The sequence below is a fragment of the Desulfovibrio sp. genome (assembly GCF_018379785.1).
Lineage (GTDB): Bacteria > Desulfobacterota > Desulfovibrionia > Desulfovibrionales > Desulfovibrionaceae > Desulfovibrio.
Genome location: NZ_JAGZUV010000005.1, coordinates 32,567 through 54,315 on the forward strand (window position 1 = coordinate 32,567; position 21,749 = coordinate 54,315).

At 62.2% G+C, this 21,749-nt stretch carries 17 protein-coding genes; 10 read left to right on the forward strand and 7 right to left on the reverse strand.

What is annotated here, in order from left to right:
- Positions 1-67: 67 nt before the first annotated feature.
- The 4 genes from KH208_RS01875 to KH208_RS01890 all read left to right on the forward strand — a co-directional run bounded on the left by KH208_RS01875 (position 68) and on the right by KH208_RS01890 (position 7,853).
- Positions 68-1,087 carry an NAD-dependent epimerase gene (locus tag KH208_RS01875; RefSeq protein ID WP_291433318.1) on the forward strand — a complete coding sequence of 340 codons (1,020 nt, stop codon included), beginning with the start codon at positions 68-70 and terminating at the stop codon, positions 1,085-1,087.
- Positions 1,084-3,264: a peptidase U32 family protein gene (locus tag KH208_RS01880; RefSeq protein WP_291433319.1), complete on the forward strand. Its 2,181-nt coding sequence runs from the start codon at positions 1,084-1,086 to the stop codon at positions 3,262-3,264. Before KH208_RS01875 ends, KH208_RS01880 begins: the two co-directional genes overlap by 4 nt.
- A gap of 423 nt (positions 3,265-3,687) precedes the next feature.
- Positions 3,688-4,500: a methyltransferase domain-containing protein gene (locus KH208_RS01885; RefSeq protein WP_291433320.1), complete on the forward strand. Its 813-nt coding sequence runs from the start codon at positions 3,688-3,690 to the stop codon at positions 4,498-4,500.
- A gap of 8 nt (positions 4,501-4,508) precedes the next feature.
- Positions 4,509-7,853, forward strand: a complete 3,345-nt coding sequence (locus KH208_RS01890; RefSeq protein ID WP_291433321.1) for a UvrD-helicase domain-containing protein — start codon at positions 4,509-4,511, stop codon at positions 7,851-7,853.
- Positions 7,854-8,088: 235 nt separating this feature from the next.
- Here KH208_RS01890 and KH208_RS01895 read toward each other — a convergent pair whose 3' ends face one another.
- From KH208_RS01895 to KH208_RS01905, 3 genes are all read right to left on the reverse strand, one after another.
- A complete protein-coding gene (locus tag KH208_RS01895) occupies positions 8,089-8,346 on the reverse strand; it encodes a hypothetical protein (protein WP_291433323.1) in 258 nt (85 codons plus the stop codon).
- 141 nt (positions 8,347-8,487) lie between these two features.
- Positions 8,488-9,930 (reverse strand): sigma-54 dependent transcriptional regulator, encoded by a 1,443-nt coding sequence (locus KH208_RS01900; protein ID WP_291433325.1) that lies wholly within the window; start codon positions 9,928-9,930, stop codon positions 8,488-8,490.
- Positions 9,930-12,302, reverse strand: coding sequence for an ATP-binding protein (locus KH208_RS01905; RefSeq protein ID WP_291433327.1), 2,373 nt, complete (start codon positions 12,300-12,302; stop codon positions 9,930-9,932). The genes KH208_RS01900 and KH208_RS01905 overlap by 1 nt, the downstream gene beginning before the upstream one ends.
- A gap of 238 nt (positions 12,303-12,540) precedes the next feature.
- On the opposite strand from KH208_RS01905, the gene KH208_RS01910 reads away from it, so the two are divergent.
- The 4 genes from KH208_RS01910 to KH208_RS01925 all read left to right on the forward strand — a co-directional run bounded on the left by KH208_RS01910 (position 12,541) and on the right by KH208_RS01925 (position 16,305).
- A complete protein-coding gene (locus tag KH208_RS01910) occupies positions 12,541-13,008 on the forward strand; it encodes a NapC/NirT family cytochrome c (protein ID WP_008682949.1) in 468 nt (155 codons plus the stop codon).
- Positions 13,001-14,572 carry an ammonia-forming cytochrome c nitrite reductase subunit c552 gene (locus KH208_RS01915; RefSeq protein ID WP_291433332.1) on the forward strand — a complete coding sequence of 524 codons (1,572 nt, stop codon included), beginning with the start codon at positions 13,001-13,003 and terminating at the stop codon, positions 14,570-14,572. The genes KH208_RS01910 and KH208_RS01915 overlap by 8 nt, the downstream gene beginning before the upstream one ends.
- A 332-nt stretch (positions 14,573-14,904) precedes the next feature.
- Positions 14,905-15,303, forward strand: coding sequence for a C40 family peptidase (locus KH208_RS01920; RefSeq protein ID WP_291433334.1), 399 nt, complete (start codon positions 14,905-14,907; stop codon positions 15,301-15,303).
- A 411-nt stretch (positions 15,304-15,714) separates the two neighbouring features.
- A complete protein-coding gene (locus KH208_RS01925) occupies positions 15,715-16,305 on the forward strand; it encodes a MerR family transcriptional regulator (RefSeq protein ID WP_291433336.1) in 591 nt (196 codons plus the stop codon).
- A gap of 231 nt (positions 16,306-16,536) precedes the next feature.
- Here the strand turns inward: KH208_RS01925 and KH208_RS01930 are convergent, their stop codons facing one another.
- The 3 genes from KH208_RS01930 to KH208_RS01940 form a co-directional block, all read right to left on the reverse strand.
- On the reverse strand, positions 16,537-16,998 hold the full coding sequence (locus tag KH208_RS01930; RefSeq protein ID WP_291433337.1) for a GNAT family N-acetyltransferase: 462 nt from the start codon (positions 16,996-16,998) through the stop codon (positions 16,537-16,539).
- Between the two features lies 1 nt (position 16,999).
- On the reverse strand, positions 17,000-17,812 hold the full coding sequence (locus KH208_RS01935; RefSeq protein WP_291433338.1) for a thioredoxin domain-containing protein: 813 nt from the start codon (positions 17,810-17,812) through the stop codon (positions 17,000-17,002).
- A gap of 497 nt (positions 17,813-18,309) precedes the next feature.
- The gene (locus KH208_RS01940; RefSeq protein WP_291433373.1) at positions 18,310-18,687 is read right to left on the reverse strand and encodes a response regulator; all 378 of its coding nucleotides are present in this window, start codon (positions 18,685-18,687) and stop codon (positions 18,310-18,312) included.
- A 560-nt stretch (positions 18,688-19,247) separates the two neighbouring features.
- Between KH208_RS01940 and KH208_RS01945 the strand changes: the two genes are divergently transcribed.
- Entirely contained in the window at positions 19,248-20,036 is a 789-nt protein-coding gene (locus KH208_RS01945; RefSeq protein ID WP_291433340.1) for a ParA family protein, read from the forward strand.
- A gap of 5 nt (positions 20,037-20,041) precedes the next feature.
- On the opposite strand, the gene KH208_RS01950 is transcribed toward KH208_RS01945, so the two are convergent.
- On the reverse strand, positions 20,042-20,446 hold the full coding sequence (locus tag KH208_RS01950) for a hypothetical protein (protein WP_291433341.1): 405 nt from the start codon (positions 20,444-20,446) through the stop codon (positions 20,042-20,044).
- Positions 20,447-20,566: 120 nt separating this feature from the next.
- On the opposite strand from KH208_RS01950, the gene KH208_RS01955 reads away from it, so the two are divergent.
- Positions 20,567-21,493 (forward strand): ParB/RepB/Spo0J family partition protein, encoded by a 927-nt coding sequence (locus KH208_RS01955; protein WP_291433342.1) that lies wholly within the window; start codon positions 20,567-20,569, stop codon positions 21,491-21,493.
- Positions 21,494-21,749 lie beyond the last annotated feature (256 nt).

Consider the following 21,749-nt stretch of genomic DNA (forward strand, 5'->3'; position numbering starts at 1 on the left):
CAAGTCCCCGCCCTTGCCCCCGGCGGCCATCTGGCTTACCCTACGGCGTACAGGCAAAGGGGGCGACATGCATGTTCTGGTAACCGGCGCTGCCGGCTTCATCGGCTATCATCTGGCCCGGCGGCTGCTGGCTGACGGGCACACTGTGGTAGGCATCGACAATTGCAACGACTACTATGACGTGCAGTTGAAAAAGGACCGGCTGGCCGGCCTGCAAGCCCTGCCCGAGGCCCCCGCCCGCTTTCGCTTCGAGCTTCTGGACCTGGCCGACGGCGGGGGCATGGCCGAACTTTTCCGGCGCGAGCGTTTCAGCCACGTGGTCAATCTGGCGGCCCAGGCCGGAGTGCGCTACAGCCTGCAAAATCCCGCTTCCTACGTCAATTCCAATCTGGCGGGCTTCGGCAATCTGCTGGAAGGCTGCCGCCACAACGGGGTGGAACATCTGCTCTTCGCCTCCTCCTCCTCGGTCTACGGCCTCAACGCCGCCCGCCCCTATTCCGTGCACCATAACGTGGACCATCCGGTGAGCCTGTACGCGGCCACCAAGAAGAGCAACGAACTCATGGCCCATGCCTACAGCCACCTCTACCGCCTGCCCTGCACGGGCCTGCGCTTTTTCACGGTCTACGGCCCCTGGGGCCGCCCGGACATGGCCCTGCATCTCTTTACCACGGCCATTGTACGCGGCGAAGCCATCAAGGTCTTCAACGAGGGCCGCATGCGCCGCGACTTCACCTATATCGACGACATCGTGGAAGGCGTGGTCCGCCTGCTGCCCCTGATTCCCGCGCCCGACCCGGCCTTCGACGCCGCCGCGCCCGACCCGGCCTCCAGTTCCGCGCCCTGGCGCATCTATAATATCGGCAATAACCAGACTGTGGAACTCAACGAGTTCATCGCCATACTGGAAGAGGCCCTGGGCAGGACCGCCCGCAAGGAGCTGCTGCCCATGCAGCCCGGCGACGTGGAAGCCACCTGGGCCGACATCGACGCCCTGACCGCCGCCACCGGCTTTGCCCCCGTGACCCCCCTGCGCGAGGGCATCGCCCGCTTTGTGGACTGGTACAAAGAGTATTACAAGCTATGAGCACACAGGACATGCAGCCCGCCACGCCGCGCAGGCCGGAAATCCTCGCCCCGGCCGGGGACACGCCCTCCTTTCTGGCCGCCCTGGCCGCCGGAGCCGACGCTGTCTATCTGGGCCTGAAACATTTTTCCGCCCGCATGCAGGCGGAAAACTTCGGCCTTACCGAATTGTCGCGGCTGACGGATCTGGCCCATGCCGAAAACGCGCGCGTCTATGTGGCCATGAACACCTTGGTCAAGCCGGGCGAAAACGCCGCCGCCTATCGTCTGGCCGCGCGTCTGGCCCGGCAGGTGCGCCCGGACGGCCTGATCATCCAGGATCTGGCCATGCTGGATCTGGCCCGGCAGGCCGGTTTCGAGGGCGGGCTGTTTCTGTCCACCCTGGCCAACCTGACCCACCCCGAAGCGCTGGCGCAGGCCAAAGCCCTGGGCGCGAACCGCGTCATTCTGCCGCGCGAGCTGTCCATCGACGAAATCCGACGCATGGGCGAAGCCTGCCCCGAGGGCCTCGACCTGGAATGCTTCATCCACGGAGCCCTGTGCTACTGCGTGTCCGGGCGTTGCTACTGGTCCAGCTACATGGGCGGCAAAAGCGGTCTGCGCGGCCGTTGCGTGCAGCCCTGCCGCCGCATCTACCGCCAGGGCGGCGCGGCGGCCCAGGCCCTTTTCCGCAATGCGGAAAACGAGGAGCGCCAAGCCGCCCGCCGCGACGGGAAAAAGACGCGCGACGGACGTGACGGCCGTTCCTCCCGCGACGTCCGCCCTTTCGAGCCTGAGAACAGGTTCTCGCGCCAGCTGCGCCCCCCGGCGCGCGGCAAGGAACACAGCGGGCGCTTTTTTTCCTGCCTGGATCTTTCCCTGGACGTGCTGGCCAAGACCCTGCTGGACATCCCACACCTGGTATCCTGGAAAATCGAAGGCCGCAAAAAAGGCCCGCACTACGTCTACCATGTGGTCACGGCCTACCGCATGCTGCGTGACAACCCCGGCGATTCCAAGGCCCGCAAGGTCGCTGAGGAAATTCTGGAAATGGCCCTGGGCCGCCCCGGCAGCCGGGCGCGTTTTCTGCCCCAGAAGAACAACGTGCCCACCACGCCCGACGGCCAGACCAGTTCGGGCCTGCTGGCGGGCAAAATCCGGGTGGAGCCCGACGGCCGCCTTGTGCTCAAGCCGCATTTCGAGCTGCTGCCGCAGGATTATCTGCGCATAGGCGTTGAGGACGAGCGCTGGCATGCCACCCTGCCCGTGACCCGGCGCATCCCCAAGGCCGGAAGCCTGATCCTGCGCCTGCCCAAGCACAAGACGCCCAAGGCGGGCACGCCTGTTTTTCTTATCGACCGGCGCGAGCCTGAACTCATGCGCCTGCTCAAGTCCTGGCAGGCCCGGCTGGACGCCCTGCCCGGCCGCCCCAGCAAGGCCGTGGACAGCGCCCCCCGCCTGCCCAGGGCTGTGAAACCCAGGTCCAGGGCGGACATGCTGCTGCGCGCCAGCCTGCCCCAAGGCCGTGAAACGCGCGGCGGGCGCAATCAGCTGCTGGCGCTCTGGCTTTCGCCGCGCAGCGCGGAAATTTCACGCACCGTGGCCCCGCGCGTGGCCTGGTGGCTGCCGCCCGTGGTCTGGCCCGAAGAGGAAGAAGCCCTGCGCCGCATGGCTACCCGCCTCTGGCGCGACGGCGCGCGGCATTTTGTCTGCAACGCGCCCTGGCAGCGCGGCTTTTTTCCGGATGCGCTGCCCGAGGATGCCGACCTGCTGGCCGGGCCCTTCTGCAATGCGGCCAACGCGCCCGCCTTGGGCGTGCTGGCAGGCATGGGCTTTACCGGGGCTTTCGTCAGCCCGGAACTGACCCGCGAGGATCTTCTGGCCCTGCCGGAACAGAGCCCCCTGCCCCTGGGCGCGGTGCTCAGCGGATTCTGGCCCGTGGGCCTCAGCCGTTTCGGCCTGCTGGGCGTCAAGGCCAACGAGCCGTTCATGAGTCCCAAGGGCGAGGTCTTCTGGGCTCGCCAGTACGGCGGCAACGTCTGGATATATCCCGGCTGGCCCCTGGATCTCACGGCCAAACGCCAGGAACTGACGGCCGCGGGCTACGGCTTTTTCGTCCATATTCAGGAGAATCCGCCCGCCGGTCTGCCGGAGGCGCGGCGGCAGGGGTTGTTCAATTGGGACGGCGCCCTCCTTTAGAGGGTGTCGTCATGAGTGTCTTTTCGGTTATCTCTGCGTCGAACTTCGCCTTTTATTCCAGTCGAGTACCAGAAAAGTACACTCCTTCCATAAAAGGCTTGTTCTCCTTGATATAACACGAAAATCCACCTCATGACGACACCCTCTAGTGTCTAATTTGAAAAATTAGACACATAAAACCCGTAGGGTTTTACGGCGGCGATGAAGCCGCCGTGAGTCAGCGAAAAACCACCTTTTTTCGCTGACGATCCTGCGAAAATTAAGAGCATAATTATGCTCGAAATTTTTGCAATCAGACACTAGAAACAGCTCCCAAGAAGCGGCAAAAATTCTCATTACTCGACGCTTCCTCCAGAGCTTTCCTTACCGGCGACACAAAATCTTGAATGGGCATTGGGGATACGGCGGATCAGCACGATAAAAATGAACGAGCAAGAAAGCATCAGCGCGGCCCGCGCCGCTTTTCCGCGCGGGCTGGAGCAGCCCGGCGGGGCCCTGCGCTTCGGACTGGACGCCCTCTTGCTGGCGGCCTTCGCGGCCCGGCATTGCGAGGAGCGCCGCGCCCGCCTCTCTTGGGCGACGGCCCGAACCTTGCGCCTGCCCGTTGCGGAACTGGGTTGCGGTTGCGGTGCGGCCCTGCTGGCCCTGGTCCTGCGTTGCCCCGAAGTGAGCGGCCTGGGACTGGAACGGGAGGAAAGCCTGTTGGCGGCTGCCCGGCGCAATGCCGTCGCCTTGGGCCTGGAACAGCGTCTGCGCTTTCTGCATGCGGACCTTGCTGATTTGCGGCCTGAACCGGGAAAAAAGACCGCGCCGGATCTGGTGCTGGCCAACCCGCCCTACGGCCTGCCGGGCCGGGGAAGGATGTCGCCCTCGGCCATGCGGGAGCGCGCGTTGCGCGACGCCGACGCTCTGCGCGTTTTCTGCCGCGCCGCCGCCCGGCTGCTGCCCTATCGGGGACATTTTTTCTGCATTTTCGAGGCCCGTTCCCTGCCCCGGTTCTGCGCGGCGCTCGATGAAGCCCGCCTGGGCCTGCGCCGCATCGTTCCCGTGCGGCCCCACAGCCACAGCCCGGCCACGCGCCTGCTGGCGGAAGCCCGCAAGGACGCCGCCGCCGAGCTGCGCCTGGAAGCTCCGCTGACCCTGCACCGCAAACAATCGGGCCGGACCGCGCAGGCCCGGCCTTCCTGGACTTCGCGGGCTCTGGCTTTCTGCCCTTGGCTGACCGCCACAACATGAGGTTACACATGAATTTTATTGCGGACCTGCACATCCACTCGCGTTTCTCACGGGCCACCAGCAAGCAGCTCAATCCCCGCCATCTGGCGGCCTGGGCGCGCTGCAAAGGCATCGACGTGCTGGGCACCGGCGATTTCACCCATCCGCAATGGCGGACCGAGCTGCGCGAGCAACTGGTCTTCGACGAAGCCAGCGGCCTCTACCGTCTGAAGGGCGAGCCGGAGGAACTGGACTTTCTCGGCGGCGCGCGGACCCGCCCGCATGAGGGCGGCAAGGAGCCGCTGTTCTGCCTGCAGGCGGAAATCAGTTCCATCTACAAACGCCACGGCAAGGTGCGCAAGGTTCACAATCTGCTCTTCGTGCCCAGCCTAGAGGACGCGGACCGCCTTTCCGAACGCCTGGCCCAGATCGGCAACCTCAATTCCGACGGGCGTCCCATTCTGGGCCTGGATTCGCGCGATCTGCTGGAAATCATGCTCGAAACCGTGCCGCAGGGCGTGCTGGTGCCCGCCCATGTCTGGACGCCCTGGTTCGCCCTGTTCGGCTCCAAATCCGGCTTTGATCGCCTGGAGGACTGCTTCGCCGACCTTTCCGGGCATGTTTTCGCCCTGGAAACCGGCCTCTCCTCGGACCCGGCCATGAACCGCCTCATCAGCGGACTGGACGGCTATGCCCTGATTTCCAATTCCGACGCCCATTCCGGAGCCAACCTGGGTCGCGAGGCCAATCTTTTTACCGGGCCGCCCTCCTACGCGGGCATGTTCACGGCCCTGCGCGCGGCGGCCAGACGCGAATCCCAGGAAAACCTGGACTGCCGTTTTCTGGGCACCATGGAATTCTACCCCGAGGAAGGCAAATACCATCTGGACGGGCACCGGGCCTGCAACGTGGTGCTGGAGCCGCGCGAGGCCCTGGCCCTGAACAATATCTGCCCGGTCTGCGGCAAGCCCCTGACCGTGGGCGTGCTGCACCGCGTGCTGGAACTGGCCGACCGCGAGACTCCGGCCCGGCTGCCCCTGGAGCCCGAGGCCCGGCCCCTGATTCCCCTGCCGGAGGTGGTGGGTGAAATTCTGGGCGTGGGCTCCGGCTCGCGCAAGGTGCAGGAGCGTTACAGCCGCCTGCTGCGCGAATTGGGACCGGAGCTGGACATCCTCTGCCACCTGCCGGAAGCGGATATCCGCGCCCACTGGGAACCTCTGGGCGAGGCCGTAGCCCGCATGCGGCGCGGCCAGGTTATCCGCCAGGGCGGCTTTGACGGCCAATACGGCGTGGTGCGCGTGTTCGAGCCCGAGGAACTGCGCGACGTGCGCGGCGGCGGGCAGAGTCTGCCGGGCCTGGAACGCCCCGCCGCCAGGCCCGGACGCCCGCGCAAGGCTGCCGCCACGGTTTCTGCCGCAAGCGGCGCGGAGAACGGCCTGCCCTTGCTGGCTCTGGCCAAGCCCACGCCAGGCAAGGATCATGAGACGCAGCACACCGGATTCACGGGGCACCCTGAACCGGCAGAGCAGGCCGCGTCCGCCATGATGTTCTCCGAAGAACAGAATGCGGCCCTGAATGCGGGGCCCGGCCCGGTGCTGATTCTGGCCGGTCCGGGCGCGGGCAAGACCCGCGTGCTCATCGGCCGCCTGCAACGGCTGCTGGAAGAAGGCGCGCGACCCCAGGACCTGCTGGCCGTGACCTTTACCCGCCGCGCCGCCGGGGAACTGCGGGAACGCCTCGGCGCGGCCCTGCCGCATTTGTCCCGCCTGCCGCAATGCGACACCCTGCACGGCCTAGCCTGGGGCGAACTGCGCAAAGCGGAGCCGCACTGCCTGCTTCTGGCCGAGGACGCGGCCTTCCGCCTGTTCAGCGCGGCCAATGCGGACCAGCCGCGGCGGCTGCGCACGCTCTGGGACGCCCTGAATCTGGCCCGCGAAAGCCTGAAGGAACCGGCGCGGGGCAGTGATCTGGCCGAGGCCGCCGCGCGCTACCGGCAACGCAAAAACGCCCAGAGCGGCGTCCGCTATGTGGATTACGCCGATCTGCTGGACTGGCTGCTGGAGCATGCGCCCGATCCGGCCCGGAGGCCGGACGGGCCCTGGCGGCATGTGCTGGTGGACGAGGTGCAGGATCTTTCACCCGTGCAGCTGGCCGTGATTCGCGCCCTGCTGCCGCCGGACGGCCGGGGATTTTTCGGCATCGGCGACCCGGATCAGGCCATTTACGGCTTCCGTGGGGCCACGGGCCAGAGCGAGGATTCCCTGCGGGCCTGCTGGCCGACGCTTACGGTGTACAGGCTGGGACAAAGCTACCGCGCCAGCCAGGACGTACTGGACATGGCCCAGAATCTTCTGCAGGGCCGGGGCCGATGCGGCAATCTGCACGCGGCCAGGCCCCTGAGGGCCCAGTTGCAGCTTTTCGCCGCGCCGGACGAGCGGGCCGAGGCCCGCTGGCTGGCCGGGCGCGTGCAGCGGCTTATCGGGGCCACGGCCCACACCTTGCTGGACCAGGCCCAACAGCGCGCCGACGCCGGAGAATTGGACAGCAGCCTGTCGCCGGGCGACGTGGCCGTGCTGGTACGCCTCAAGGCCCAAATCCCCCCCCTGCGCGCGGCCCTGGAGCAAATGGGCATCCCCTGCGCGGCCCCGGCCCAGGAGGAATTCTGGCAGGAGCCGGTCTGCGCACGTTTTCTGGCCCTGGCCGCCGGGCATTGCGGTTTTGCGGATGTTGCGCCCACCCCGCCGGATCTGCCTGCCCCGGCCGCCCCGGCGGAGCCTTTGCCCTGGCCCGCGGGCAATCTGCCCAAACCGCAGGAGATGGCAAGCTGGCTGGGCGCTCAGGCCTGGACCGGAGAACTCTTTTGCCAGAGCCGCCAGTGGCGATCGCTCTGCCGCCTCTGGCTGGAATGCGGCGGCTGGCACCCCCTTTTCCAACGCCTGGCCTGGCTGCATGAAGCGGAACTGGTACGGGCCAAAGCCGAGCAGGTCCAGATTCTTACTCTGCATGCTTCCAAGGGCCTGGAGTTTCAGGCGGTCTTTCTGCCCGGCCTGGAAAGCGGCCTGCTGCCCCTGCGACGTGAACTGCTGTTTGAAAACACGGCGGAGAACGCTACAAAAGATGCGGACGCAGCCGTTCCGGGAGGGGAAGAGGACCCGGAGGCCCGCCTTGCGGAAGAGCGCCGCCTGCTTTACGTGGGCCTGACCCGCGCCGCGCGGGCGCTGTTTGTGAGCTATTGCGCTCGCCGCACGCTGTACGGCAGAAAACTGCGTCTGGCGCCGTCGCCCTTTTTGGCCCAGATCCGCGATTTCTGCCGTCAGAGCACCCTGACCCCGCACAAACGCAAATCAGAGGAGCATCTTTCGCTCCTGGGATAGTGGGCAATAATTCCCGTTCCGGATAACCCACAGGGAATTTTCAGCAGAACGGCCTTGCGTGCGCGCAGGTTCCCGCCGGAATTGAGGAGAACAAGAAAGGAGCGGGACGCCGCGTGGCGTCCCGCCTGTATTTGTGCGGGAGCACGGGAAAAAACATCGACTCGAAAAGGCAGCGACTTCCAGACAGGATTCCCAGAGCCGCCGAGGCGGTTCCGGGCCGTCAACGGGAAGCGCGCTATTCCTCAAGCCAGGAATCGTCTTCCAGAACCTTGTAACCGCGCACAGTGAGGTAGAACACGCCATCCACCTCTTCCACCAGGCCGGTGACCTCCACGGGCACGCTGACCTCGTCGGCCAGATCCATCCCGGCCCCGCGCGGCATCACGCGGTATTCCACATCATCCTGCACCACGGCCACTCTGGCCTGGCGCTCATCCACGGAACGCGGCACAGCCGCGACATAGCCTTTAACGGTAACGGGGCTCTTATTCATGCTCTGACATTGCCTCTGCAAGCCTTTTTTTTGGCCTATAGCGCCTTTTGCGGCACGAGGCAAGCAAGTAGAGCCATAAATCGGCCTCCGGCGCGGCCTGACGGTCATTTTTACCCATGGACGCGCCTGCCCCCGCCCCGGTCAGGCATGATATTTTTTGACCAGCTCATACCAATGCCCGCGCGAGATGCCGGCCACGCCGGCGGCCCGGCGCGCGTCGCCCGCGCTCACGGTCATGACCCGGCGCACATACTCTTCCTCGGCGCGGGATTTCCACTCCCGCAGGCTGGGCAGATCGCCGCTGCCGCCCGCGATGGCGGCTGCCCCGGCGCGGCCGTTTTCCGCATGGGCCGCGGGCAGCGTCCGTGCCGGGGGCGGCACGGGCTCCGGGCTTTGCTCCCGGCCGCGGCTTACCCGGTGCCGGGCCACGGCCACCCGCATCTGGGTGGGCAAATGGCCGGGCAGGATCAGGTCCCCTTCCCCGGCGGCGAGGCAGGCCCGCTCCAGGGCGTGGATCAGCTCCCGCACGTTGCCGGGCCAGGGATATTCCATCAACATGTCCAGCACGGGTTCGGCCAATGCTTTTTCCGGCAGATCGTTGCGCAGGCAGAAGGCGGTGACGGCCTGGCGGGCCAGGCCAGGGATTTCGTCCCGCCGTTCGCGCAACGGCGGGATCACGATGGTAATGCCCTGAAGACGATAGAGCAGGTCGCCCCGGAACTGGCCGGTGCGCGCCATTCCCTCCAGATCCCGGTTGGTGGCCGCCACCAGGCGGAAGTCGCTGTCCACCTCGTGCACTTCACCCACCGGGCGGAAGCGGCGCAGCTCCAGGGCGCGCAGAAACGCGCCCTGCATGACCAGGGGCAGGTCCCCCACTTCATCCAGAAAAAGCGTGCCCTTGTGCGCGGCCAGCAAAAGTCCCTCGCGGGCCCGCTCCGCGCCGGTGAAGGCCCCCCGGCTGTGGCCGAAAAGGTGGCTTTCCACCAGGGTTTCCGGCAGGGAAGCGCAGTCCACGGTCACAAAAGGCTGGGCCGCGCGCCCGCTGTTGCGGAACAGGGCTTTGGCGAACAGTTCCTTGCCCACGCCGGTTTCGCCCAGAATCAGCACATTGACTTCGCTCTGGGCGGCCTGGGCCAGCAGTTTGAGGGCCTGGGCCATGCCCGGTCCGGAGCCCAGGATGTGCCCGCTGTCCACTTTGAGGGAGGCCGGGCCCGGTTTGCGGCCCTGGCGGAACGCCAGAATGTGCCGCAGGCATTGTTCGATGTCGCGGATCTGCAAGGGCTTGGTCAGAAACTCCCAGGCTCCGGAACGCAGGGCCGCTTCCGCCGCGTCGCCGTCGCCGTGGCCGGTGATGATCACGATGTCCGGCTCTTCAGGCAGATTGGCGAACTCCCTCTGAAATTCCAGGCCGTTGCCGTCCGGCAGCCAGGCGTCCAGCAGCACCACGTCCACGCCTTGGCCGCCCAGGGCAAGGCCCTCCTTGATGGAAGAGGCGCACACGGCCTCATGCCCCATGCGCGTGCAGACCACTTCCACCATGGTGCGCATCAGGGCTTCATCGTCCACCACCAGAATACGCGCCATTATGCCTTCCCCCCTGTCTCCTTGGTCCGCGTTTCCGTCTCTGTTCCGCCCCCGCCGTCAACGGCGCCCAGCAGCGTCAGAGCCTCACGCATGGCCCGTTCCAATTCCCCCGCCCTTGCGTCCAGCGCCGCGTCTTCCGCTTTTTCCGTCAGGGCGGCCGTGCCGTGCAGGCGCATCAGGCGCATGGTGCCCGCTGAATTCTTGCAGGCATGGGCCAGCCGGCGGATGTTCTTTCGATCCCCCGCCGCCGCGGCTTTCACCAGCTGTCCCAGCATATTCCCCAGATCATCACGCAAGACCGCAAGCAACTGCGCAAAGATTGCCGCGTCGCCGTCCACGGCCGCCAGAGCGGCTTCCCGGTCCCAAAGCGGCAATTCAGTATCGTCAGCACGCCGGGCTGTCTCCGGCGGTTTTCTCCCGGCTGACTGAGATGTTTTTTCCGGCATGCCCGCGTTCTCCTCCGTCACCGTTGTCCCGTTGCCCCGCGCTGTCAGCAGTGCCGCCAGACGCTGCCGCAACAGCGCGAAACTGACCGGTTTGAACAAGATATCGTCGGGCCGCAACCCACGACAGCGCTCTTGCGCTTCGGCGTCCAGCGCCGCCGTGTACAGGACCACGCGTTGCCCCGCAGGCGCTCCGGTCCGGCCTTGCCGGATGCGCCCCAGCACATCCAGGCCGTCGGGGCCGGGCATGCGCGCGTCCAGCAGCACCACGTCCCATTCCTTCTCACCCAGAGCGGCCAGAGTGGCTTCACCGTCAGCGGTCACCACGGCCAGCGCGCCCTCCCGGCGTAAGGCCTGTTCCAGGAAATATCGGCTGGCCGGGTTGTCCTCGGCGGCCAGAATACGGCGTCCCGCCAACGCTCCCTTGCCAGCGGCGTCGCTTCCGGGCTCGGCATTCCGGTCCGCATCCGCGGGCGGGCATGGCCTTGTGTTGCCCCAATCCGTACGCAGAAGCACTTCCAGGGTAAAGCACGAGCCCTGACCCGGTTGGGAACTGACCCGCACATCGCCGCCCATGCGCCGGGCTATGGTCCGGGCGATGTTCAGGCCCAGGCCGGTGCCCGGCTGACACCCCGCGCGCGAGCCGCGCTGAAAGCTCTCAAAGATCCGTTCCAGCTCTTCCGGCTGCAGGCCCGGCCCGCTGTCCCGTACGCGCAGCCGCATCAGAAGGCGGCCCGTGCGTGCGCTTTCAGCTTCCACCTCCAGCCGCACGCCGCCCCGCTCGGTAAATTTGAGCGCATTGCTGACAAGATTGCCAAGGGCCTGACGCAGGCGGAAGGCGTCGCCGTAAAGATGGTCCGGCACTGAGGCGGGCACGTCCAACTCCAGTCGGAGGCCCTTGGACGCGGCGGCCGGGCGGTACAGATCAAGGCACTGCGAAAGCGCGGCACGCAGGCTGAAGGCGCTCTCATGCAAGGTCAGCGTGCCCTGTTCCAAAGCCGCGTGGTCCGTGATGTCGCTGACCATTTCCAAAAGCGCTCCGCCCGCCTGAACCAGATAACGCAGGGCGCGCTTCTTTTCCGGCGCGGCGCTGTCGCCTCGCCGCAGCAAGTCGCTCATGCCCAGGATGGCGGTAAGCGGCGTGCGCATGTCATGGCTCAGGCGGGCCATGAAGGCGCTTTTCATGCGGCTGGTTTCCTCGGCCTGCCAACGCCGCCTGGTCAGATTGAGGGTCAGGCCGCCGATAGCCAGCACGCCCGTCAGCCCCAGCAGAGCATAGAGCAGGCGCATATTGCCCTCCTGCTTCGCCGCGTTATGCAGATATGGACCGGCATCCTGACTGACGCTGATGCCGCCGAGCACTTCTCCTACCCGGCTGTCCGCGTGGCAGCGCAGACAGCTCTGCTGCGCCACCAGTACGGTGAGCAGACGCAGACGGCCCTGCCCGTTCTCATCCGGCGGGCTGAAAATTTCCTGACGGCCCTCCGTGCATTCGATGAGGGCCTCGCCCTCCCAGGCGTCGGATTGATTTTCAGGCCGCAGCGGCCTGCGCCCGATAATTGAAATGCTGATGCCCGGCCAGGAGGTGCGCTCGGCCAGCTGGCGGCTCATGTAGGCGGGATTCATCAGCACCAGGGTCCGCCCGTCGGCGGTTTTCAGGGTCCGCTCATGAAGCGGCAGCCAGGGATTGGGCCTGCCGAGATCGCTCTCCGGCACATAGACGCCGCCGTGCGCCGCATTCCAGTTGCGCGCGTCCAGCAGTTGCCGGGCCACGGTGGAAAGGCGGATGCGTTCCAGTTCCAGGCGGTGCTCTTCATCCACGCGCGCGGCACGGCTGTAAAGCCCCAGAATCAGACCCAGCCAAAGCAGACTGGCCAGAGCAGGCAGCCAGAGGACACGGAACCAGCGCCCGGCAAAGATATGCGCCATGCTTTCTCCAGGGGAAAGGAAGACCTTGTTTGTCAGCTTTTTCTGATTTTTTGTCTTTTTTTTCTGAACAATACAAGTCTGCTATTGATAATTATTACATTTTGTTTGCAAACCGGCAGTCTTTTCAGGATTAATTTTTTCCCCTTTTTTATCTTGCTCTGGCATGTTTTTTGATTCACAAAAAAGATAACGCCGTCATAGGGGCGGCAAGTTGTTGGAGTGAGTGAAGGAGGCTTCTATGGGAACACCCCGCAATGGACCCTGGCTCAAATGGTTGTTGGGCGGCGTTGCGGTGGGCGTGGTGCTTGTCGGAGTGCTGGCCTATGCCATGACGGCAACGGATCAGCGTCCGTTCTGCGCCAGTTGTCACATCATGCAGGAGGCGGCAGTGACCCACAAGCTGGGCACGCACGCCGACCGTTCCTGTAATGAATGCCACGCCCCGCACAATCTGTTGGCCAAGCTGCCGTTCAAAGCGCAAGCGGGCCTGAGTGACTTCATGGGCAACCTGTCGGGCAAGGACGTGCCGTATCCGGCCAGTGTGACCACGCGCGACGTGGTCAACGAGAACTGCAAGGCCTGTCACGCCCAAACTAACGTCAACGTGGCCAGTATGAACGCCAAGCCTTATTGCGTTGACTGCCACCGCAATGTGGCCCATATGCGCCACAAGCCCATCAGCACAAGGACGGTAGCGTATGAATAAGCATATCCGCACTATGGCTCTGGCCGTTTCGGCGCTGTTGGGAGCGGCGCTGCTCAGCGGCTGCAACGATGTTTCGACGGAATTGAAGGCCCCCACCTACAAAACCAACATCAAAGAAGACGAAACCCGCATTTCTGCCTTCAAGGCCGAATTTCCCGAACAATACGCCTCGTATCAGAAAAACAACGAATCCGAGGTGATGACCGAGTACAAGGGGTCCATCGCCTACCACAAGAATGACAATGTCGATCCCCTGCCCAAGGGCTTCAAACACGCCCAGCCCTATCTGAAAAACCTTTGGCTGGGTTATCCCTTCATGTACGAGTACAACGAAACCCGCGGCCACACCCACGCTATCGAGGATTTCGTGAACATCGACCGTCTGAACCGCTACGGCGCCGACGGCAAGGGCAAGATGCCCGCCACCTGCTGGAACTGCAAGACCCCCAAGATGATGAACTGGGTCAAGCAGTACGGCGACGAATTCTGGTCCAAGGACGTCAACGAATTCCGCGGCAAGGACAAGATCGACGGTATGGACGAAACCATCGGCTGCGCCAACTGCCACGATCCCAGAACCATGGAGCTGCGCCTCTATTCCGAACCGCTCAAGGACTGGCTGAAGCGCAGCAATCAGGACTGGAACAAGCTCTCGCGCAATGAGAAGCGTACCTTGGTCTGCGCCCAGTGCCATGTGGAATACTATTTCACGCATAAGGACAACGGCCCGGCCCTGCGCCCGGTCTTCCCATGGGATAACGGCAAGAACCCCGAGGACATGTACCAGTATTACAAGGGCCACGGCGCCAAGGGCGCGGACGGCAAGCCCGGCCCGTTCGCCGACTTCGTGCATGCCGCCTCCAAGGTGCCGATCATCAAGATGCAGCATCCCGACTACGAAACCTTCCAGGACGGTCCGCATGGAGCCGCCGGAGTATCCTGCGCTGACTGCCACATGCAGTACCAGCGTGTGGACGGCAAGAAAGTTTCCAGCCACTGGATGACCTCGCCCATGAAGGACAAGGAGATGCGGGCCTGCCGTCAGTGCCATGCCGACAAGACGCCTGAATATCTGCGCGAACGGGTCATCTACACCCAGCAGAAGACATTCGCTCAGCTGTTGAAGGCCGAAGCCATGTCGGTGAAAGCTCATGAGGCCGTGCGTCTGGCCAACAGCTATACCGGCGACCGCGCCCCCAACTATGACGAATTGATGACTGAAGCCCGTGAAATGGTTCGCAAGGGCCAGTTGTTCTGGGATTACGTCTCCGCTGAAAACAGCGTGGGCTTCCACAACCCGGCCAAGTCACTGGATACCTTGATGACCTCCATGGAATGCAGTCAGAAGGCCGTGGATCTGGCCGGTCAGGCCACCAATTACGGCATCGCTCCCGCTCTGGCCGGCGATATCGAGAAGATCGTGCCGCCCATTCTGGAAATGAGCCGCAAGCTCCAGCAGGATCCTGAATTCCTGCAAAAGAACCCCTGGACCAAGCTCCTGCCCGTACTGCCCAAGGCCGAACAGGTCTGGGACGGCCAGGAACGCCTGAATTCCGGCAAGTAGGTTTTCTGGCGCGGCAAGGCGCGCATGAGATGAAAAGCCCCCGCATCGCGGGGGCTTTTTTTGTCCAACCATAGATATATCTTCACATTTCTCTTTTTGACTTTATCTGCGGTTGCATGTATCGCGTATGACACTTAAGTTTTCCTTCGGCATGCCGAAAAGAACAGTAGGAAACTATGCCGTAACTTTCTAACACAGTGTGAAAAAATCTCTATATATTGTTGAGACAGTTTATGGACAAGGAACACAATAAACAGAAACAGTTCTGGCGCGTTTGCGTTCTCGGACCGATTTTGGCAATGCTTTTGTCCGGTTGCGGGATGTTTCGCCCTGTGGACAACGGCCCGGCGCCGGTCAAAGCGCAAAAAGTGGTTCACACCGCCTACAGCCAGATGGGCAAGCAATACCGCCTGGGCGGCGCCTCGCCGCAAAAGGGCTTTGACTGTTCCGGCCTGATCTGGTGGGCATACCGACAGAACGGCATGAGCGTGCCCCGAGTTACGGTTGACCAGGCCAGGGCCGGCCAGTCCGTGCCCAAAGGCCTGGCCCGTCCCGGCGACATTGTGGTTTTCCGCACCGGGCAAAGCCCGCGTGGTCTGCATACCGGCATTTACGCCGGAGGTGATTCCTTTATCCACAGCCCGCGCCGTGGAGAGCGCGTGCGTATGGAGAGCATGAATATTCCCTACTGGCGCAGCAAACTGATTTCCGTACGCCGGGTCGTCCGCTGAGCCATAGCGCGATTATTGGAACATGTAACACTTGAAAAGCTCGCTTACGTGAGCAAAGCCCGCCACTCGCTTTTTGGGCAAGGATTTGCCTGTAAATCCTTGCGGAGCAGTGGTCGCATTCCATGCGTGAACAGCTCTTGCGTAAAAACCCCCGCGCTATGATGACGCGGGGTTTTTTACGCAAGAGCGCAGCTTGCTATTATAGATTGTTTGAAGTAACGCTTAAAAACAGTTCGGCAAATCTTGAGTTGCGGTCTGCCCTCCCCCGCCATCCGCCGACCCGCAAGCACAAGGACTTTCTTCGGACCTGCTCTCAATCCGCGGATGGCGCGGCCCGGCGGCGGTATGGCGGGAACGGCTTTTTTGTGACGGCAACGGCAGCAATGCTGCTGCAAGCCAGCAGGAGGCGTCATGACGCGCACGGCATCCCCGACAGAGGGCCTTTTGAGCATTGCGGACATCTCCCGCCATTTTTCCCTGCCTGAATCCACCACCCGCTATTACTGTAAGCGCTTTGCGGCGTTTATCCCCAGCGTCGGCGAGGGCCGCAGGCGGCGCTATCGCCCGGAAACCCTGGAGGTCATTGCCGCCATTCTGGAGCAGATGCAAAAATCGCGCACGGCGGCCTCAGTGGAAAACGCCCTGCTGGCCCGCTTCCCGCGCAATGCGCTTGCTGTTTCCAAGCCTGAGCCGTGCCTGCCGCGAACGGAGCAGACTGTTGCGGAATTTCTGCCCGCGGCGGCCCTGCAGTTGCTGGAACGCCAAACACTGGCCCTGGAGGGTATTGCCCAACTTATCCATCTGGTTATTGAACGCCTGCCGCAGCCCGGCGTAATGTCGCCTGAAACGGTGCTGGAGAATCAGCAACTGCGCAAAGATGTGGAAAATCTGCGCGTGCTGCTGCATGCCTCGGAAAAAACTCAGCAGGCGGACCTGGACCAGTTGCGTGAATGGATGACCAAGGTTATCCGCAGTCGCGGCAAGGATGCGGCTTCGGCCTGAGGTCCGGATTGATCTTTTCTGAAAGCAATGCGCTTCTGAACGTATTTATTCCTCAACTCCGCATGAAGCAATGCCATTTGAAACGGATGAATCAAACCGTGTTTTAGCCTTGCTGTCGGCATCCGTAAAACCGGGATACGCGCCGGCAATGATCGGCCGGGCAACCATAAGAAAAAGGCGCATCGTTGGATGCGCCTTTCTGTTCTATTCAACCGCAATGCGGCCGGAACCCTATTTTTCCAGAAAAACCAACCGCAAGCCGGGTTCCGGCTCTTCTTCCCGAAACGGACGGTAGCCCGCCCGCTCATACAGGCGCAGATTGCGCAGGCTTTGCGTACTGGTGAACAGCTCGTAACGCGCCTGCGGAACCATGGACCCCATGGCGGACTCCAGGGCCGCCAGAAGACGCGTCCCCAGGCCCTTGCCCCGGCGTTGCGGGTGCACCATCAGTTTGCCCACATAAACCCTGCTCTGCTCCACACGGGCACGGACCGAACCCACCAGAGCGCCGTCCGTATCCGCGGCCTTAAGAAACACCATGCCCGCCTCAAACTGGCGAACCAGATCCTCAAGGTTCTCGCGCAAAGGCGGGATGCTGAAGTTGTTCAGGAGGCGCGCTTCGCTCTGATAGGCCAGATACTGCAAACGCAGAATTTCTTCCAGATCCGGGCGCTCCGCCCTGACAATGCACATCTTACTTGCCGTTCTGCTTAAGGGCCATGTCCACGGCGCCTTTGAACAGGTCCAGGGGCAGGGCACCGCGCACCACCATATTATTGACCAGGAAGTAGGGGGTGCCTTCCACGCCCAGCTTCTGCGCGTCCTGCTGGTCTTCAGCGAGAATGTCGCTGACCTTCTTGCCGCGCACATCACGGCCAAGTTTTTTCATGTCCACATCCAGCCCCTGGGCGGTCTTTTTCAAAAAATCCTCACCCTCGGTCACCAGGCGGTCCCGGTCGGCGAACAGGGCTTTATAGAACTTCCAGGCCTTCTCCTCGCTCTGCTGCGCAATGGCGACAAAATACGCCGCCGCCTGTCCGCCGGGCCCCTTCTCATCCAGCGGTAAATTCTTGAAAACCAGACTGACGTCCTTGCCATACTCTTGCAAGAGCGCGTCCACGGTTTTGGAAGCCTGCTGGCAGAAATGGCAGGTAAAGTCGGAAAAAGCCACGATGCGCACTTTAGCCTTGGACGAACCCAGCACCGGGCGCCCCTCCAGACGCACGTTCTTGGGGGTTTTCATATCCTCGCGCCACTGAACTTCCAGATTGTGTTTGCGCCGCATGTTGGACCCCTGCTGGGCGATATCCAGTACGGCCTCGCTATTGCGACGCAACACATCCAGCACGATATCCGGATGTTCGCGCAAGACTTTTTCCAGCAATTGCGGCAGATTATCTTCCGTCACCTGGCTGGAGGCCGCGCGGGCTTCCACGCCTGTCAGAGACATGCCCGCCAATCCCAGCAACAGGGCCGGAACAAAAAGAATTTTGTGGGTAATGCTCATAGAAACCTCATCTTTTGGAGTAGTTGACTCTTGAAATGCTCGTTTTGCGGCGAACAAAGCTCGTTTACTCGCATTTCGCGGCAAGGAGTTGAGGACAAATCCTTGCGCCGACCGTCGCGACGGATGCTTTGCGCGTGGTTTTTTCGTCACAACGCTTGGAACATTCGTAAACAGGCTGAGTCTGCTTACGGATAGTACGCTTGGGAACATTTCCTAACGCGGATTACAATATATATCCATTTATTCCTTCGGACGCATGCCGCAAATATGGACGGCATGCGTCCGGAAAACAGAACTTCTTTAGCGACGGAATGTTCCACACACGAGAATGACAACGGCGCGGGACAGCAACATTCAGATTGACGCCTGATTTCCCTCTCTTGAGCTTGGCCTGAGCCACACCCGGCAGAGATGGGACCGTGGCGTCAACATATTATTTCTCCGGACTGAACAGAGGCTGCTTTTGCCCATGTCGCATGTGAGGCTGCAAATCTCTTTCAGAACCGCGCCGCTGCATTGTCCGATTCCAGCCGGGTCTGAGTGGCGGCATCCTCAATTTTGAAAAGCAGCTCATCAAAGTCCACCGGTTTCATCAAATAGCCGAAAGCTCCTTGGCTCATGGCCTGCACCGCCAATTGCATGTCGGCGTGCCCTGAAAGCAGGATAATTTGCGCCTTGGGCCAACGCATGGCCATTTGCTGCAATGCGCCCATGCCGTCCAGCACCGGCATTTTTACATCCATAATCACAATAGGGAAAAACTCCCCTTCCATGGCATCCAGCGCCTCGCGCCCATTGGCGGCCCTGGCGCAGGCATATCCGCGTTTTTCCAGGCGCTTTGCCAGGATACGGGTAACATCCTCTTCATCGTCCACCAGCAAAATATGGGGCAGGCACATATACTCTCCCGGTCTGGAGCAGATTATCTTTGAAACGCGATATGTTTCAAAGGGGTCATTCCGGCAAAAACGCGGTTATCGCTGCTGTCGATCCCCGTATGGTTCCGCTGTTGCCAACAGGGACAGCTCTTCGGGCAGCATTCGGCCGCTTTGCCGGAATCCGCGCGCTTCGCGGCGCGCCTCACCGTGTTCGGCATCAGAGCATGTTAAAGATGAAATGCTCTAATGTGGTGCCGCTCGCGACATCCTGATATCTTTACTCAGATTACGAGCTCCCGGCAAGATACGGGTACGACAAAAAATTTTTTCCAGTAACGGCAAGCTCTGACGGAATATTGGGCCGCGCAGACCGTGCTTACGCCTTGACGACCATACGCGCCTCTTTTACAAACAGGCAGACGACACCTTACGGCGTTCTTTCCATCAAATGTTTCATGTGAAACGTTCAGGCCACTCAACAGCCATCAGCACTTTGTGCATCGCGGCAAGCAAAACACCAGCCAGCCGGTCCAAGGACAGGAAGCGGAGGTCAGCGTATGGCGCGCATTATTTCCATTGCCAATCAAAAGGGCGGCGTGGGTAAAACCACAACTGCCATCAATCTTTCCGCGGCTCTGGCCGTCATGGAAAAAAAGGTGCTGCTGGTGGATTGCGACCCGCAGGCCAACAGCACCAGCGGCCTCGGCCTGGGCCAGGAAGAACTGACCGGCGATTTGTACAGTACATTTTACTCGCCGGACAATGTGCGCCAGAGTATTGCTAAAAGCCGCACTCCCTTCCTGGATATTTTACCGGCCAGTACCAATCTTGTGGCGGTGGAACTGGAACTGGTAGACAAAATGGCCCGCGAATTCTATCTGGATGAATGTCTCAAGCGGGTCAATGACGATTACGAATATATCATCCTGGACTGCCCGCCTTCCTTGGGCCTGCTGACGCTCAACGCCCTGTGCGCGGCAAAAGAATTACTGATTCCCCTGCAATGCGAATTTTTCGCCCTGGAAGGCATCGTCAAATTGCTCCAGACCTACGAACAGGTCAAAAAACGGCTCAATCCCGATCTGGCCCTGCTCGGCGTGGTGCTGACCATGTACGACACCCGCAACAGGCTTACCCGTGAAGTCAAAAATGAAGTGCGCCGCTGTTTCCCGGATCATTTGTTTGAAACCGTGATTCCGCGCAACGTACGCCTTTCGGAAGCGCCCAGTCACGGCAAATCCATCATTCACTACGACATCAAATCCAAGGGAGCCGAGGCATATCTCGGCCTTGCCAAGGAAGTGGTGCTGCGGCGGCCCTCCAAAAAGAGCACGGTGCTGCAATAGCCGGGTTAAGCTTTGGGTGACGTATGTTCCAAAGCCAGATGGTCGCGGAAATGTTTTTGCCGGATGGTCGTGCCGCACGCCCGACAATGAAACACCAACAAGCCGCCCACATTCGCATTAGTGAGCCAAAACGGGTGTTCCGGATCTTCGCGCCAGTTTTGTGTGGACGCGCCGCAGTGCGGACAGCTCACCGCCGGATTGTAAGGATAGCGGAAGTCCCAGAACTGTAAAAATTCCTCAAAAGCCGGAATCGCCTCCTTCACCGGTTCGGCGGCGGGCGGGTCCGAAAGGGTCTCCAGCACGGGGCGGGCCAACGGTTCGATTTTCCGCCAGAGTTCCCAGGGAATCTGCACAGCCTGGACGCGATCTTCGGCATCGGTAAGATACAACAACGGTAATGAATCAGACATACGAGTTCCTTCAGCTGACTGAAATTCGCGCACCACAATGAAAGGCCGTACGCGGGATCAGGGTGCCGCGCGCCGGGGGCGCTTGTCAAGGCGCAGGCAGAGTCTGAACAAGGAGAAAATATGAGCAACGCAAGCAAAGGACTGGGTCGGGGACTGGATGCGCTTTTCAGCGGTTCCGAACCACAGCGTGAACAGAGCGGCGACGTCAGCATGCTGCCGATAACGGTCCTGCGGCCCAATCCGGACCAGCCGCGTCGGCATTTTGATCCTGAAAGCCTGCGGGAGCTGGCCGATTCCATCAAAGCCCAAGGCATCATCCAGCCGCTGCTGGTGCGGCCGATGGCCGACAACGCCACCTATCAGATCGTGGCCGGTGAACGCCGCTGGCGCGCCGCGCGCCTGGCCGGGCTGACGCAGGTGCCCGTCTTCGTGCGCGCCCTGAGCGACAAAGAAGTTATGGCCGCCGCCCTGATCGAAAACCTGCAACGCGAAGATCTCAACCCCGTTGAAGAGGCTCTGGCCCTGCAAGGTTTACGCGAAGCGCTGGAACTGACCCAGGAGGAACTGGCCGCCCGATTGGGCAAAAGCCGCCCGGCCATTGCCAACGCCCTGCGCCTGCTGCAACTGAGCCCCGGCGCACAGGAAGATCTGCGCGCCGGACGGCTCAGCGCCGGGCATGCCCGTTGCCTCCTGGGCGTGAACGATGCCCAGGCGGCAGAGGCTCTGCGGCGGCGCATCATCAGCCACTCGCTGACCGTCCGCGACGCCGAAGAAGCCGCCGCTTTCTGGCGGGAAAACAAATATTTGCCCTGGCAGCTTGAGAACGGGCAGCCCGAAGCCGACCCCCAAGCAGAAGCACCCGCTCGCGCAAGTCGCAAAAAAAGCGCGCAAATCCGCAACTTGCAGCAAAACCTCAGCAAGACCCTGGAGTGCAAAGCCCTGGTCAGCGGCAACGAGCGAACCGGCAAGATCACCCTGGCTTACGGGAGCGCCGAGGAGCTGCAAAGCCTGCTGGCGCGTCTGGGCGTATCACTGCCGGAAGCGTGATGCCAACAAAAGAAAGCAGCCGTGCCATAAGCTTTTTTGGGGCTAACGGGCACGACAGCAGCGATAACCGCGTGTTAACGTTGCTGTCCGGCATTCGGAGCAATGCTGTTCTTATCTGCACGGCTTCCGCACCGCATACGGCCCAAACGCAACATGCCGTGGAGGCTAAAAGCCGTCGCATTCGGCGACGGCTTTTTTTGACGCGAAGAACATCGCAAAAACAGCTGTCGATTTCTCCCCAACCGGTTGCGAAACG